Origin of the sequence: Melioribacter sp. Ez-97, assembly GCF_051488665.1 — a bacterium.
In the GTDB taxonomy this organism is placed as follows: domain Bacteria; phylum Bacteroidota; class Ignavibacteria; order Ignavibacteriales; family Melioribacteraceae; genus Melioribacter.
Map to the genome: position 1 here is coordinate 151296 of NZ_JBPSEG010000002.1, position 15200 is coordinate 166495.

The following is a 15200-nucleotide window of genomic DNA, read 5'->3' on the forward strand; positions in this document are numbered from 1 at the left end:
TTAAATTTCTTTTAGGAATAATTTACTTATTGAAATTATTACTGTAATTACAAGGACAAACAAATTTACTTTTATGAACGCTTCTTTGAACAATACTCTTTTAACGCGCGCGCTTTTATCATAGAAATACGACTTAAGAATACTTTTCGTATCGAAAATAAGCCAGGCGCTAAGCAGCAAAAAAGCCATAAAAGAATAGAGACTGAAATTGACCGAGTAAAACGGAATAAACAAACTGCTGACCGCCAGGGCTACAATCCAGATGAAAGTTATTCTTCCCAATTGCGACTCGGAGAAATTTGAAGTTAATACGGGGAAGCCGGCTTTTTCATAATCCCTGCTGTGCAGCAACAGCAGAAGCCAGAAGTGAGGTATTTGCCATATAAAGAAAAAGAGCGCAAGCGATAAAATTTGCAAATCGAAAAGGCTGCCTCCTGCGGCAGTATAACCGATTATGGGGGGTATTGCGCCTATCAGCGAGCCGGGAATTATTGCAAGCGCATTGATCCTTTTTAACGGCGTATAAACAAAATTGTACCAGATCAAAGCAAGCAACGAGAGCGCCAATGAAGTAAAGTTTGAACTGAAATAAATAATTAATCCCGCTCCCACCGCCAAAATCAGAGCAATCACTCCGGCAGTTTGAACCGAAATTCTGCCCGCCGGTATCGGTCTCCCTTTAGTCCTGTCCATCAACTTATCTTTGTCTCTTTCCTGTATTTCGTTAATAACCGAGGAGGCGCATGCCATTAAAAAAACGCCAAAGGTGACTATCAGCATTTGCCAGGTAATAGTTTCGGCATAAAGAATATACCCGACCGATGTTGACATCGCCACGAAAGCCGTAATCTTAACTTTTGCCAATTCGGAAAATAATTCCAGAGCATTTTTGAGACCGGCAATACCGAGCGCTTTAATATCCGTCAATCCGTACGTTAATCCCGCCATATTCTATTCGCTTTCTTCGACTGTTTTATTTTGGTTGTACCATTTTTCGAAATCGGACTTTTCCATAGCGACCACTTTAGTATACATCATTGAGTGGTTCAAACCGCAATACTCGGCGCACGCAACGTCGTAGTCTCCAGGTTTAACCGCCGTAAATGAGAGAAAGTTAATCTTATTTGGTATTGCGTCTTCTTTAATTCTGAAAGCGGGTATATAAAACGAATGATTTACATCCATCGATTTTAATTTCAGAACCACCGGCTCGTTTACGGGAACGTAAAGAGTGTCTGTTCGCAAACCGTTTTTGTAATTAAATTCCCAGGACCACATCCTCGCAGTCACGTCCACTTCAAATGCATTTTCGGGAATTTTTCTTATTTCGCTGAATCCCGTATATCCGTAATAAAACATCGACAAAACGATTAGCGTTGGAATTGTTATCCAAACTATTTCGAGCCATATATTGCCGTGGATATCAACCGGCTTACGGCCTTTTTTCCGGTTGTATTTGAAAACAAAATAAATCATTGTTATTGTAATGCCCAGAAGGAGTATAACCGAGATTCCGACTATATAGAGCATTACAAAATCAACTGTTTCCGTATGTACTGACGGTGCAGGCGACATTTTTAAACCTCAACGATAAATAAAATCAAAAAATGTTAATACAAAAATTATCAATAATGTTAATCCGCTAAGAGCCAGAAAAACTTTAAAAATCGGCTCGTCGAATTTAATATGCATAAAAATGTTGATTACCAGAGCCGATTTAATAGCTGCTATAAACATTGCAATCATTAACGTATAGTCGCCCAAATGAATACCGGCGACGGATACTGTAATCGTAGTCAATGCCAACAACGATAACCAAACAATTATATAAGTGTTGTAACCGATTATATGTTTTTTATTTTCCATTTCGTTGCCTCACTGTATAAGATAAAAGAGCGGGAACAGAAAAATCCAGATCAAATCTACCAGATGCCAGTAGAGTCCGGCGTTTTCAAGTTTGGTATAATTATCGGGAGTAATATCGTTTTTTATTATAAAATAGAGCATAAACAAGAGCACAACAACTCCGATAAGAACGTGAAGACCGTGCAATCCTGTCATTACGTAATAGAGACCGAAGAAAAGAATCTGACCGTTCGGTCTTCCCAACAACTCTTCGGAGCCCGGGAATATACCGTGGTCTATTTTTGACATCCATTCGAAATATTTGTTTACCATAAACATCAATGCAAATAGAATCGTAATCGTAAGCATTATAATCGATAAAAATTTATTTTTCTTCTGAATTGCAGCAATCGAAAGAGCCACGGTAAGACTGCTCGTCAGAAGAATTACGGTGTTAAGCGTACCGATACCGGTATTAAGCTCCATTGCGGCAATACGGAATTGGTCGGGATACTGGTATCTGTAGACGGCATATGCCAGGAACATTCCTCCGAAGAGCAGCACTTCGGTAAACAGGAAGAGCCACATCCCCAATTTAGCTCCCACATCGTCGCGATGAACGTGCGCCGCTGTATGATTATCGGCTGCGCTGTTATGATTCATTTTTCATCTCCTTGAGCTGGCTGAAATCGTAAGGTTCATGAGTAACCGTGGGTATTTCTTTGAAATTTTCCATTGGCGGCGGAGAAGGTATATGCCATTCAAGCGTAACGCCTCCCCACGGATTCGGACCCGCTTTCGGACCTTTACGCAATGAATAGATTAAATTGCCTGCCATTATAAAAATAGCCAATGCCAGAATCCACGAACCGATTGTGGATATTTCCTGCAATGTGGCGAACTGAGGCAGATAATCGTAATATCTTCTCGGCATTCCCATATATCCCATAATGAACTTTGTAAAATAGAGCATATTGAATCCGATAAAGAAAAGCAGGACGGCTAAGTTTGCCGCTTTCTTGAAGTACATTCTGCCGAACATTTTCGGGAACCAGTAATGAAGCGCGGCAAAAAAGATTGTTCCTGTTCCGCCAAACATAACATAATGGAAATGCGCCACTACAAAATATGTATCGTGCAAATGGACGTCGGTAGCCAACGAACCGAGAACCAAACCCGTCAACCCTCCGATCGAAAAGAGCACTATGAACGCCATCACCCACAAAAACGGCGTTTGCGGATCGATTGAACCTTTATACATTGTGGCGACCCAATTAAAAACTTTAACTCCGCTGGGCAAAGCCACAATAAACGTCAATAGAGAAAATATCCATCTGGCTGTGTCGCTCATCCCGCTTGTAAACATATGATGCGCCCACACCAAATAACCGACGAATGCAATTGCAAGCGACGACATTGCAATAGCTTTGTAACCGAAAATCGTACGCCTTGCAAATGTCGGAATGATTTCCGAGACTACTCCCATTGCCGGCAGTATCATAATATAGACTGCCGGATGCGAATAAATCCAGAACAGATGTTGATATAAAATCGGATCGCCGCCCAATGCAGGGTCGAAGATTCCCACTCCGAATGCGCGTTCAATAATAACCAACAATATCGTAATACCGATTACCGGCGTTGCAATTATTTGAATCCAAGCCGTAGCGTATGTAGCCCATACGAAAAGAGGCATCTTGAAAAAAGTCATTCCCGGGGCTCGTAAACGATGCACCGTGGTAACAAAATTTATTCCCGTCAATATCGAGGAAAACCCGAGCACAAAAGCCGCAAATATCGCCATCGAAACATTTGTCGAACTTCGAACGCTGTAGGGTATGTAAAAAGTCCAACCTGTGTCAATCGGTCCGCCCGGCAGAAACAAAGAAATAAAAACAAGAATTGCCCCGGCAACATAAACATAATAAGAGAGCAAATTCAATCTCGGAAACGCCACGTCGCGCGCTCCAATCTGAATCGGCAGGAAAAAATTCCCGAATATCGCCGGCAAGCCCGGAACAATAAAAAGAAAAATCATTATTACGCCGTGAAGCGTGAACAACGTATTGTATGTTTGCGCGTCCATAATCGTTTTACCGGGCGCAATCAATTCCAACCTCATCAGTATTCCGATAATAACGCCGACAATAAAGAAAAACGAAATTGTGTATAAATACATCAATCCGATTCTTTTATGGTCGGTCGTCAACAACCAGGATAATATTCCCGAATATTTATTTGTGCTCTGCTGATAAAAATTCTTTTCTTCTATTGCAACAGCTCCGTTTGCCATTTTTATTTTACTCCGTTGTCTTACTTCTTTTTTTGAATAATAATACAGCCGCAAAGAGTCCTACCCCGAGCAGCATAATGGCGCCTATAATTCTCGTGATGTTCAATGTATAAGAGCGCCCTTCGGGATCGTAACTATAACAAAACTGAAGAACCTTTGTAATGGTAGGATTTTCTTTACCGGCTTTTGCTTCCAGCATAGCCATTTTAACGTCGAAAGGATTGAAAGTTACGCCGAACAGATAACGAGTAATCTTTCCTTCCGGCGAAAGCGCTATAACAGTCGCCGGATGCACATATTGACTGTCTTTTGTCGGTTTATAGTAAAATCCCGCCGCGTCGGTAACCTTTTTAATATTTACACTGTCGCCTGTTAAGAATATCCAGTCCTCCGGATCGATTTTCTTTTTAATCGATTCCAGATAATTTTTTTTCCATTTGGCGGCAATCGCCGGATTTTCCTTGTGATCGAAACTGAGCGAAATAATTTTGTAATCTCTGCCGGGCTCTAAATCAACTTTATCGATTGTCCACGCCAATTCGTTTAACATGGGACTGCAAATGCCGGGACATTCATAATAAACCAGCGCCAGGAGCACCGGTTTATCGATCAGACTTTTCAAATTTACGGTGTCGCCGGTCGACGTTACGAACCGGGCGTCGTCGGGAATATATTCGCCGAGTTGTTCGTCGACGCCTACGTCCACATGCTTTTGCCCGAGTATTAAACTTGCGGCAAAAAAGATCATCAAAATACTATTAAAAAATAATCTCTTCATTTTATCGACTAATTGATATTAAATATTCATAGATTTTTTTCAAATCATCTTCTTTCAGTTTTTCAATTCCGGGTTTCAGCCCAACGGACAGCGGGTAGTTATTCTTAATTGTCTTGAACTTTTCATACGTAATATTCTTGTCAGATAAAAATGCATAAACCAATTTATTCAGGTCAAACGCGTTTTCGATTATCATTCGAGCCGTAGAATTATTCGGTTTTTCGCTCATTAGTTTTTTTACGATTTCAGAAGTTTTTTCGATAAGATTTTGATTTTCGCTCGAAAGAATTTCGATGGCTTTGCCGACTGGAATTTTATTCGGAATTTCGACGCCCGCCGTAACATTGTAGAGCTGATCGATATTTTTCAACTCTTCTTCGGTTATCGGGGGAAATTCAGCGAATGTCCTGATGTAATGGATGATTGCAAATCTGTCTTCTGGAGGCAGATATTCATAAGCCGCCATACCGTTTTGAATTATTCCTTCCTGAAGAGTTTTGTACATCATGTCGATGGTTCTGCCGTTAGTCCACCCGTCCTGCAGATGAAAATTTCGAGGTTTGGGGTTCAGAGCTGCTCCGGCAGGTCCGTCTCCTCTACCGTCGGCGCCATGGCACGACTGGCAATTTGCATCATAAAGTTCTTTGCCTCGCGAAAGCATTTCTTCCGAAGGCAATTTAACCTTATTCAGATCGACTGCCGGCATAATACCGCCCTTTGCCTCCACGATTTCTTTTTTAACTATCGAACTGTCTTTAACGCCTACAGGCAGTTCGTTAAAAGAAATCGTTATCAGATTATGACCGAAATAAATTCCCGCAATCAAAAGAATCAACAGAAAATAAGGGAAAAACCATCCGAACAATCGGACCGGATTTTTCAGAAGTTCTCTGAATTTAATTTCGTCTTCTACTTTTATCTTTTTTTCCATAGTTATAATCTGAAATCTATTCCGCGTTTTAGTTTCGGGTCGCCAATTGCGACCATATTGTGTTTATTTGCCATATAACCGAATACGGTAATCAGAATTCCCGCAGCCAAAAGAATAAAGCCTATTTCAATCCATCCGAATACAAAACCTTCTTTGGCAAAAGTGGGCATTACCATCCAGTAGAGGTCGTAATAGTGCGCAATTAAAATTATAAACGACATAACAACCAATCGTTTCGGATCTTTTTTGGACGGCTGGGACAGGAGTCCGAAATACGGTATAACGAATCTGATAAATATCAATCCTATACTTACGAACTTCCAGCTTCCTTCCCATCTTTCCAAAAACCAAAAAGTTTCTTCCGGAAGATTTGCGTACCAGATCAATAAGTACTGAGAAAAAGCTATGTAAGCCCAGAAATTGGTAAAAGCAAACAATAAAGCGCCCAGGCTATAGTAGTTGTCGGACGATATTCCTTTTACCAAATAACCGTTTTCAGACAATAATATAATTGCGATTGTAGCCGTTGCCAATCCCGCCAATACCGTTCCCGAAAAATAATAGACTCCGAAAATAGTAGAGAACCAGTGCGGCTCCAGACTCATTAACCAGTCAATTGCCGTGAATGTAACGGTTATAGCAAAAAACGGCATGAAGGCGGCAGATATCTTCGTATTGGTTTTTGTTAATTGCTGGTCTTTTGTAGCGTCCTGCTTGCGCGAATTACGAGTGAGAAGAAAATAGAACAGCCACCATACGGCAATAAACGCCGCAACCCGTATTATAAAGAATTCCACATTGAGGTACGGAGCTTTGCTTTTAAGCAATTCATCCATTTCGACCACTTCAGGATGCATCCAGTGAAAAATATGTCCCATATTCGCCAGAACGGGCAAAGCTACAAACGGAACCACCAGAACGGATGCGGCAATAAATTCAACTATTCTTCTAAAAGGGACGCTCCATACCGCGCCGGAAAGATATTCCGCTCCGATCAAAAATAATGCGCCTACGCCCACGCTGATAATAAAAGTCAACAGTATAATATTATTAAACGCGCTTCTTTCGAGATCCGTCATATAGCCGGCTGCAGAGAGAATAATACCTGCAATTAGGAGAATGTATCCGGCGTTAGTAACTTTAGCGGGTATATTTTTTTTCTGGTAAACGATATCCATATTTATTCCGAATTTTTATTACTCATTTTAAATCGGCTTCCCTCGCGTTCATGGCTCTTTGCAAGGCTCTTACATAATTAACTACAGCCCATCTTTCTTCTTCGTTCAATTGCGTAGAATACGACGGCATTGCGTTTTGTCCTTCGGTTATAACGTGAAATATTCGACCGTCGCTCCAGTTCCTTACTTTTTCGGAATGGAGAGACGGAGGATTAGGGAACTGTCCTCTTAGCCTGCTGTCGCCTTCGGCGTGATATCCGTGACAGGGGCTGCAATATATATCATATTTTTTTTCGCCGAGTTTTAAAACTTTTTTCGACATGGGAAGTGGGTTTATCAAATACTTACCGGCTTCCTCGGGCATATTTTTATAAGGATAAAACTCTTCGCCTCTGGCAACGGTACCTTCGACAGGGGGTCTCATTCCGAAACCGTCTGCAAATACCGCGCTTGTTGATTGCGGCGTCAGTTTGTCCTGTTCCATCATCCAATTAAACGGAACCATATACATTAATTTATTGAGCGTAAAATAAGTAGCGCCCGACGTAATAACCGCAGTCGCCAAAAGAAACATTATAAATTTCGGTTCGAGCAGTCGCGGTTTGAATGAAATTTCGTTTTCGTCATAATAAACGGGGGATATTTCTTTAGCGCGTAACGATTCCAAAAATCTCTTTACTTCTTCTTCATTAAACTTATCGTCTTCGGCATGAATAACCAAGCCGTACTTATCGGACGACACTTGTTTCATGTAACCGGTTCCGTGCAGCGGATGAGCGTTGTTCGGAAGTTTGAAAAAGATAAAGAGCATGGCAAGCACGGTTGCAATCGAAGCCGACAAAACGGTTACTTCGAAAATAACCGGCACATATGCCGGAAAAGAAAAGAGGGGTTTTCCGCCGATTACAATCGGATAGTCGACTGCGGAAATCCAGTACATCAATAACAAAGCCGTCAACGCTCCCGAAAGTCCGATCACCAGAGCAACGTATCCGAGTTTGGAAGGCGGCAGTTTCATCGCATCCGGCATTCCGTGAATCGGATACGGCGAATGAACGTCGTATTTCTTATAACCCGCTTCTACAGTTTTTTCCGCAGCTTCAATTATATCGTCGGGATTATCGAATAAGGCGGAATAACCGTATAAAATTTTATCTTTCATCTATCAATGCTCCTTATGAGAAGGTTGAGCCCCGTCAACAACCGCTTTAACTTCGGCGATCGATACAACGGGCAATGCTTTCGTAAAGAGTAAAATCCACGTAAAGAAAAATCCGAAACTTCCTATTAAAATCATAAAGTCGACCAGGCTCGGCGTAAAATACTGCCAGCTCGAAGGCAAATAATCTCTCGACAACGAAGTAACAACTATTACAAAACGTTCGAACCACATGCCGATATTCACAAACACCGCGATTACAAACATTACGGGGATGGTTCTTCTTATTTTTTTGAACCAGAATAATTGCGGCGCAAGAACGTTACACGAAACCATTATCCAGTAAGCCCAGGCATAAGGACCGAAAGCGCGATTGATAAACGTAAATTGTTCCGGTTGAACCCCGCTGTACCAGGCAATAAAAAACTCCATCGAATATGCATAACCGACCATCGAACCCGTAAGCAGAATAATTTTGTTCATTCGTTCAAGCGTATCGATCGTAATGATATGTTCGTAATTGAAAATTTTTCTGACGAAGATCAAAACGTTCTGTACCATCGCGAATCCAGAGAATACGGCGCCTGCCACGAAGTAGGGCGGGAATATCGTGGTGTGCCATCCGGGGAGTATCGAAACCGCAAAATCGAAACTGACGATAGTGTGAACCGAAAGAACAAGCGGCGTTGCAAATCCCGCTAAGATCAAATAGACCATTTCATAATGCTGCCAGTGCCTGTTAGAAAATCTCCAGCCGAGACTGAATATCGAATAGATTACTTTTTTAATTTTGTTTGATGTTTTCTCTCTCAAAGTGGCAAAGTCGGGAATCAATCCGACATACCAGAAAATCAAAGAGACAGTCAGATAAGTCGATACCGCAAAAACGTCCCACAGAAGAGGCGAAGTAAAATTGACCCAGATTGAATGTTGATTGGGATACGGGAAAAGATATCCTGCCAGCCACGGTCTGCCGGTATGAATTAGCGGGAATATACCTGCAGTCATCACTGCGAAAATAGTCATGCCTTCGGCAAAGCGTGCTATTCCCGTACGCCATTTCTGCCTGAATAAAAAGAGAATTGCCGAAATCAAAGTTCCTGCGTGACCGATACCGACCCAGAATACGAAATTGACAATGCCGAAACCCCAAGCCACCGGAATTTGATTGCCCCACGTTCCGATACCGTAATAAAAAGTCATAAACAGACCGACGACGAACAGACCGAGCATTGACAGAGTGATTGACAAAGCGATATAAAATTTCTTATCCGGCTTTGTCTCCAGCGGTTTCGAAATCAAATCGTCGAGAGACCTCAACGGCGGTCTGCCTTCTATTACCGAAGCTTCGTGCGTGTAATCGACTGAACTCACTGAATTTCCTCCGTATGGATGTTCCTGATTTTAGCTAAATACGAGATGTTCGGTTTCACATTCAAAGTTTCCAATACGTGATATGCAAGGTCGTGTCCTCTTAACTTTGCAATTTCCGAATCCGGGTCGTTCACGTTTCCGAATACAATCGCTTGCGAAGGGCACGCTTGCTGGCAGGCGGTTTGAATTCCATCGCCTTTAAATTCTTCGCCGCGCGCTATGGCTTCGGAACGGGCTTCCATAATTCTCTGAATGCAGAAAGTGCATTTTTCCATAACGCCCCTGGAACGAACTGTAACTTCTGGATTATTTACAAGCGAGGTCAATTCGTTTTCATAATATGCGTCTTCAAAATGATCCCTGTAATTGTAAAAGTTGAATCTTCTCACTTTATAAGGACAGTTATTCGAACAATATCTGGTCCCGACGCAGCGGTTGTAAACCATTTGATTCAAACCGTCGGGGCTGTGATTGGTAGCATTAACCGGACAAACATTTTCACACGGCGCATTGTCGCAATGCTGGCACAACATGGGCTGATTGCTTACCACGGGGTCTTCAGGAGCGCCGGAGTAGTATCTGTCAATTCGAATCCATTGCATTTCCCTTCCTTTGGCAACCTGGTCTTTTCCGACTACGGGCACATTGTTCTCAACGCTGCAAGATGCGACGCACGCATTGCATCCCGTACATTTATTCAGGTCGATTGCCATCGCCCATTTTACGCCGTCGTATTTATGCTCGTCGGTAATACTGAAAAGTTCGTGCTTTTCTTCGTGCAGGAAATGATGATTTTTATTGTATTGAGGAAGCGTGCCTTCCTGAATAATTTTTCTGATACGGTGGAAATCTTTTACAAATGTATCGTCGAGAGAATGGTGTTCCTGCGTTGAAGCAAGCGTATATTCGCCTTTGCCTTTTTTAATTTTCACGCCGGAGTGTATGAACGGCGAATAGTCCGATTTTTTTGAAATGAATACCAGCGGGTTGAAACCGACGCCTTCACCCACTACGCCTACGCTTTTTCTGCCGTATCCGGCTTCGATATGAAGCGTATCGTCGCTCATTCCCGGCTGAACAAATACAGGCAGCTCAAGACTATTTCCGTTATATGAAACTTCAGCCATGTCGTTCATTTCAAGATTCATTTTCTTAGCCGTAGCGGGAGATATCGACAAGTAATTGTCCCACGTAACTTTCGTTACCGGATGAGGCAATTCCTGCAGCCAGCCGTTATTGGCATATCTGCCGTCGCCGATGAAATAACTTTCCGTTATCAACAAAGTATATTCGCCGGACGGAACTTTGGCATTCATCAACACCTTCAACGAGCCGGCATCAAATACGGGCTCGTTAGCGGTTTCATTAAATTCGACGAAGCCGTCGTGCAAAGACGCATACCAGAAAGCTTTGAAATCCGACGCGGGTTTTATTTTATTGTAAATTTGTTCTCTGCAAGTTTCGGCAATAAAATCGCGATACCTGCCGTCATTAAATTCATTTTCAATACCTTCCGACCATCGTAACAATACAGCTTCTTTCTGCCGCGTATCGAATATCGGCGCAATAACCGGCTGTTGCAAACCGTAAACGCCCTTACGTACATAATAGTCGCCCCAGCTTTCGAACTGAACGTTTTCTGGAAGCACATAACCGCTCAAGTCGGCTGTTTCGCTTTTTGAGCTTGTAATCGTAACAACCGTCGGAACGGATTTAAGAGCTTCTGCATAACCGTAGTCTGCCGGTAGATGAAATACGGGATTCGTATCCAGATGGATTACAACGCCGACACTGCCTGCACGCATGCTGTCGCACAAAGCCTGGATTTCTTTCATACCCGACATTGGAAGCAGATCGACGAACGAATATTTCGAGTCGTACAAATTCTTATTACCGAGTATTTCGTTCAGTAAATTAGCTGCAAGATGCATTTCCACAGATAAATTACTGCCCGCATAAACAATAGATTTTCCCCTGTTTGCGTCGAGGTCGTCGATCAGCAGTTTTATTTTTTCATCTTCCTGAAATTCCGCGAGATCGAATTTTCCGAGAAACGATTCGAAATCCGCAGGAAGTTTTAATTCGCTTCCTTTTTTATAAAGAGCGTTAGCCAAGCCCATTAATAAATTAAATTGCTTTAAGGGACTGACTCTAAGCCTGTAATCAGCCATCATCCCGGTAACGCTCATCCGGCTTTCGGCTATGTACAATCTGTTTAATTTTCCGTTATTAACAATATCCCGTCCTTGAGAAAATCTTCTTGTATTTTCGATGTAATTTCCTTCGTTGCCCAGGAAGTCGCCTTCGACGCTGAATATTACATCGGCTTGCTCCCATCGAATCGCAGTATATTCACTCGAGCCATAAGAAATTTCCCATGCTTTTTGGCGCGCGCTTTCATTGAAGAGTTGATAAGAATAAATTTTCGTCGTTGGATATTTATCCTTGAATTGTTTCATTACTCTTAAAGCGGAAGGAGATTTAACGCTTCCGGCAAAGAGAGCGATTTCTTTATTCTCCTCAACGGCTTTTCTCAACGCATCGACAATTTCCGAATCGACTCTGTTCCAGTCCGCTCTTCTGCCTTTGATAATCGGGTAGCGGAGTCTTTCCGGGTCATATAAATTATAAATCGAAGCCTGACCTTTAGCGCACAATTTACCCCGATTAATCGGGTGTTCCGGATTGCCGTCGATTTTAATGGGTCTGCCTTCGCGCGTTTTAATCAAAACGCCGCATGCGCTTGAACATCCTGCGCACGAAGAAGCGTAGTAATTTGCTTTACCGGGCAAAAGATGCTCGGGCTTTTTATTATTATAAGGAACTATTTCCCCTTTATCGCGATAATCCGTACAAGCCGTAGCGCCGATTGCAGCCGTTGCAGAAACCAAAGCGAGAAATTTTCTGCGCGACAGTTTAGACAATTTATCGGGGTCGAAATCCTCGGTAACCCCTTCCATAAACTCATCCTCTTTAAGTTTACGAATCTCTTCGCTGTCGTTATAGTCTTTCAGGCTTTTCCAGAAATCTTTTTTGTCCATAATTGAAACCTTATTTTACTCTTTTTACGGCGTCTTTATGAATGCTTACTTTTATTTTGTTATTGCTCTTAAATTTCAAAAATCTTTTGGGCAATAGACCGGCAATGAATCCCGCCAGAGACAAAACGCCGATTATTTCAAAAAATTTTCTTCTCTTATAAATTCTTTCCATTTTCTCTCCGGCTATCTGTGACAAGCAAAACAATTTTCAGGACCGTTTTTTACGTCCTTCAGATACGGTAAATTTTCATGCGGACTGCGATGGCAATCGAGACACGCAGCCATCGTAAACTGTCTGACCTGAGAAATTTTTTCCATCTGAGCCACGTCGCCGTGACAGCTTTCGCATTGAATGCCTTTATTGACATGGACGCTGTGATTGAAATAAGCGTAATCGGGCACTTTATGAATTCTCTTCCAGGGAACCGGTTTGTTTTCTTCGTAGTATTTTGTGAGTTTAATTATTTCAGGACTATCCTTGCGGGCATAAGTATGACAATTCATACAGATGTTGACGGAAGGAATTGCCGCATGCCTTGACTTTTCGACGCCTACGTGACAATATTGACAATCGATAGCCATATCGCCGGCGTGAAGTTTGTGTGAAAAATTAATCGGTTGTTCAGGCTCGTACCCGAGACCGTCCCGCTCCGGACGCGAAACATAATAGGTAACGATAAAAGTTGAAATAATGACAAATAATGTCAGAGGCAACCGAATTTTAAGAAGATAATCCAAATAATGTTTTTTCATCAATAGCTCTGAATTAAGATTAATAATAAGATATTATGTACAATTATCTGAATTCAAGATTTAAATATACACAACAATGAGAATCTAACAAAAATTCATTAATAGAAAAAATTATTTTTTTCGTTCAACGACAAATTGAACGAGCCCCGAGAGAGAATTTTTTACGTCGCAATCGTCGAACTTATCCAAACATTCCAACGCCTTACGAGCATATTCATTGGCTTTTTCTTCGGCGTAACTAATGCCGTCGTATTTTTTTACAAATTCAATAATGGCATGAACGTCCAGATTTTTACCGCCGTTTTTAATTAATTTCAAGATTGACTTGGATTCATCTTTATCGGCTTCACTCAATGCGTGTATAAGCGGCAGAGTAAGCTTACGCTCCTTTATGTCGCCCGCCAGCGGTTTGCCCAGAACGCTAGATTTACCTATAAAGTCGAGTATATCGTCGCGAATTTGGAATGCAATGCCGAGGTTTTCTCCGAATTGACGCATGGAATTAATTTTATCCGTGTCGTTCGTTGCCGCCATAGCTCCTATTTCGCAGCAAGTCGACAATAACGACGCCGTTTTATCGGAAATAATTCTGAAATAAGTTGACTCGTCGTTATTCAGCTTTCTCGTTTTTCTTATCTGCAGCAGTTCGCCTTCCGACATTCTTTTTACTGTATTGGTAATCACTTTTAGGAAATCGTGATCTTCATTCTCGACGGCTAACATAAGTCCCTTTGCCAGCAGATAGTCGCCCATCAGAACGGCAATTTTATTTTTCCATATTGCATTTATCGACGGAAAATTTCGCCTTGTATCGGCATTGTCAACTACATCGTCGTGCACCAAAGTTGCTGTGTGGAGCAATTCAACCAGTCCGGCTCCTCTGTAACTTCTTTCAGTAATGCCCCCGGAAATTTTACTTGAAAGCAACACCAGCAGAGGACGAATCTTCTTGCCCTTCTGTTTTAGAATATACTTGGCGACCAGATCGACAATGCCTACATTCGACTTTAACGAATCTTTGAAAACGGCATTGAATTCTTTTAATTCTTTATCGACGCTGTGCGATATATCGGAAAGCGTATATATGCTCAATTTTTCTTCTGGAATATTTTTGAAACTAAAATACTTATTTCGTATAAGAAAACCAATGGAACTGCCAGAATAATCTGGGATACCGGGTCGGTTCCCGGAGTAAGAATTGCGGCAAGTATTAATATGGCAATAATTGCATGCCTGCGGTAACGTCTCATTAAGCCGGGATTAAGTATCCCAATCTTTGTCAGAAAAAAAGAAAGCATCGGAAGTTCAAATACGAGTCCGGCGCCGATAATTACGCTTAAAATTATCGAGAAGTATTCGTCGATTGCAAAATTATTTTCGATAGCTTCCGAGCCGAATTCAGCCGCGAATTTCAACGTCAAAGGCAGCATTACGAAATACGCGAATACTACTCCCGCCAAAAAACAAAACGTTGTAAAAAGAACTATCGACGAAATATATTTTTTTTCGTTTTTCTTTAATGCCGGAGCTATAAATTTCCAGAACTGGTAGACTACATTCGGGAAACTAAAAATCAGTCCTACGATTATAGCTACCTGAAAATAAAGGAACAATTGTCCGAACGGTCTGAGATTTTGCAGTTTGATATTTGACTGCCGGGCAGGCAATAAAAGAACGCCGTCAATAATAAAGTCAATAAATACCCATGCAATGATTGTTCCTATTACGATTCCGATCAAGGAATAAATTATTCGCCACCTCAATTCTTCGAGGTGTTCCAGGAAAGTCATTTCGACTTCGCCGGACTCGTTTTCTTCATTCAGGAGTTTGGTGTCTTCCGCCACGTAA

The 15200-nt window shown here is 41.8% G+C and carries 15 protein-coding genes; all 15 read right to left on the reverse strand.

Features of this window, described 5'->3' with window-relative positions; genetic code table 11:
• The 15 genes from ACSSWA_RS03015 to tatC all read right to left on the reverse strand — a co-directional run bounded on the left by ACSSWA_RS03015 (position 1) and on the right by tatC (position 15196).
• A complete protein-coding gene (locus ACSSWA_RS03015; protein WP_437355105.1) occupies positions 1–948 on the reverse strand; it encodes a protoheme IX farnesyltransferase in 948 nt (315 codons plus the stop codon).
• Positions 949–951: 3 nt separating this feature from the next.
• The gene (gene coxB, locus ACSSWA_RS03020; RefSeq protein ID WP_437355106.1) at positions 952–1575 is read right to left on the reverse strand and encodes a cytochrome c oxidase subunit II; all 624 of its coding nucleotides are present in this window, start codon (positions 1573–1575) and stop codon (positions 952–954) included.
• Between the two features lie 9 nt (positions 1576–1584).
• On the reverse strand, positions 1585–1866 hold the full coding sequence (locus tag ACSSWA_RS03025) for a cytochrome C oxidase subunit IV family protein (RefSeq protein ID WP_437355107.1): 282 nt from the start codon (positions 1864–1866) through the stop codon (positions 1585–1587).
• 9 nt (positions 1867–1875) lie between these two features.
• Positions 1876–2508: a cytochrome c oxidase subunit 3 family protein gene (locus ACSSWA_RS03030; RefSeq protein WP_437355108.1), complete on the reverse strand. Its 633-nt coding sequence runs from the start codon at positions 2506–2508 to the stop codon at positions 1876–1878.
• Positions 2498–4138, reverse strand: coding sequence for a cytochrome c oxidase subunit I (ctaD, locus tag ACSSWA_RS03035; RefSeq protein WP_437355109.1), 1641 nt, complete (start codon positions 4136–4138; stop codon positions 2498–2500). Before ctaD ends, ACSSWA_RS03030 begins: the two co-directional genes overlap by 11 nt.
• A 7-nt stretch (positions 4139–4145) precedes the next feature.
• A complete protein-coding gene (locus tag ACSSWA_RS03040; protein WP_437355110.1) occupies positions 4146–4916 on the reverse strand; it encodes an SCO family protein in 771 nt (256 codons plus the stop codon).
• A gap of 1 nt (position 4917) precedes the next feature.
• A complete protein-coding gene (locus ACSSWA_RS03045) occupies positions 4918–5847 on the reverse strand; it encodes a c-type cytochrome (RefSeq protein WP_437355111.1) in 930 nt (309 codons plus the stop codon).
• A gap of 2 nt (positions 5848–5849) precedes the next feature.
• Positions 5850–7025, reverse strand: coding sequence for a quinol:cytochrome C oxidoreductase (locus ACSSWA_RS03050; RefSeq protein WP_437355112.1), 1176 nt, complete (start codon positions 7023–7025; stop codon positions 5850–5852).
• A gap of 22 nt (positions 7026–7047) precedes the next feature.
• Positions 7048–8187, reverse strand: coding sequence for a quinol:electron acceptor oxidoreductase subunit ActD (locus ACSSWA_RS03055; RefSeq protein WP_437355113.1), 1140 nt, complete (start codon positions 8185–8187; stop codon positions 7048–7050).
• 3 nt (positions 8188–8190) lie between these two features.
• Positions 8191–9558: an NrfD/PsrC family molybdoenzyme membrane anchor subunit gene (gene nrfD / locus ACSSWA_RS03060; RefSeq protein WP_437355114.1), complete on the reverse strand. Its 1368-nt coding sequence runs from the start codon at positions 9556–9558 to the stop codon at positions 8191–8193.
• Positions 9555–12599, reverse strand: a complete 3045-nt coding sequence (locus ACSSWA_RS03065; RefSeq protein ID WP_437355115.1) for a TAT-variant-translocated molybdopterin oxidoreductase — start codon at positions 12597–12599, stop codon at positions 9555–9557. Before ACSSWA_RS03065 ends, nrfD begins: the two co-directional genes overlap by 4 nt.
• A 10-nt stretch (positions 12600–12609) precedes the next feature.
• Positions 12610–12771, reverse strand: a complete 162-nt coding sequence (locus ACSSWA_RS03070; protein WP_437355116.1) for a hypothetical protein — start codon at positions 12769–12771, stop codon at positions 12610–12612.
• An 11-nt stretch (positions 12772–12782) separates the two neighbouring features.
• Positions 12783–13352, reverse strand: coding sequence for a cytochrome c3 family protein (locus tag ACSSWA_RS03075; protein ID WP_437355117.1), 570 nt, complete (start codon positions 13350–13352; stop codon positions 12783–12785).
• Between the two features lie 111 nt (positions 13353–13463).
• The gene (locus tag ACSSWA_RS03080) at positions 13464–14444 is read right to left on the reverse strand and encodes a polyprenyl synthetase family protein (protein WP_437355118.1); all 981 of its coding nucleotides are present in this window, start codon (positions 14442–14444) and stop codon (positions 13464–13466) included.
• Positions 14441–15196 carry a twin-arginine translocase subunit TatC gene (gene tatC / locus ACSSWA_RS03085; protein WP_437355119.1) on the reverse strand — a complete coding sequence of 252 codons (756 nt, stop codon included), beginning with the start codon at positions 15194–15196 and terminating at the stop codon, positions 14441–14443. The genes ACSSWA_RS03080 and tatC overlap by 4 nt, the downstream gene beginning before the upstream one ends.
• Positions 15197–15200 lie beyond the last annotated feature (4 nt).

Excerpts from the sequence above, each read along its gene's own strand:
- ACSSWA_RS03015 (WP_437355105.1), bottom strand. The coding sequence starts at position 948 with ATGGCGGGATTAACGTACGGATTGACGGATATTAAAGCGCTCGGTATT.
- coxB (WP_437355106.1), bottom strand. The coding sequence starts at position 1,575 with ATGTCGCCTGCACCGTCAGTACATACGGAAACAGTTGATTTTGTAATG.
- ACSSWA_RS03025 (WP_437355107.1), bottom strand. The coding sequence starts at position 1,866 with ATGGAAAATAAAAAACATATAATCGGTTACAACACTTATATAATTGTT.
- ACSSWA_RS03030 (WP_437355108.1), bottom strand. The coding sequence starts at position 2,508 with ATGAATCATAACAGCGCAGCCGATAATCATACAGCGGCGCACGTTCAT.
- ctaD (WP_437355109.1), bottom strand. The coding sequence starts at position 4,138 with ATGGCAAACGGAGCTGTTGCAATAGAAGAAAAGAATTTTTATCAGCAG.
- ACSSWA_RS03040 (WP_437355110.1), bottom strand. The coding sequence starts at position 4,916 with ATGAAGAGATTATTTTTTAATAGTATTTTGATGATCTTTTTTGCCGCA.
- ACSSWA_RS03045 (WP_437355111.1), bottom strand. The coding sequence starts at position 5,847 with ATGGAAAAAAAGATAAAAGTAGAAGACGAAATTAAATTCAGAGAACTT.
- ACSSWA_RS03050 (WP_437355112.1), bottom strand. The coding sequence starts at position 7,025 with ATGGATATCGTTTACCAGAAAAAAAATATACCCGCTAAAGTTACTAAC.
- ACSSWA_RS03055 (WP_437355113.1), bottom strand. The coding sequence starts at position 8,187 with ATGAAAGATAAAATTTTATACGGTTATTCCGCCTTATTCGATAATCCC.
- ACSSWA_RS03065 (WP_437355115.1), bottom strand. The coding sequence starts at position 12,599 with ATGGACAAAAAAGATTTCTGGAAAAGCCTGAAAGACTATAACGACAGC.
- ACSSWA_RS03070 (WP_437355116.1), bottom strand. The coding sequence starts at position 12,771 with ATGGAAAGAATTTATAAGAGAAGAAAATTTTTTGAAATAATCGGCGTT.
- ACSSWA_RS03075 (WP_437355117.1), bottom strand. The coding sequence starts at position 13,352 with ATGAAAAAACATTATTTGGATTATCTTCTTAAAATTCGGTTGCCTCTG.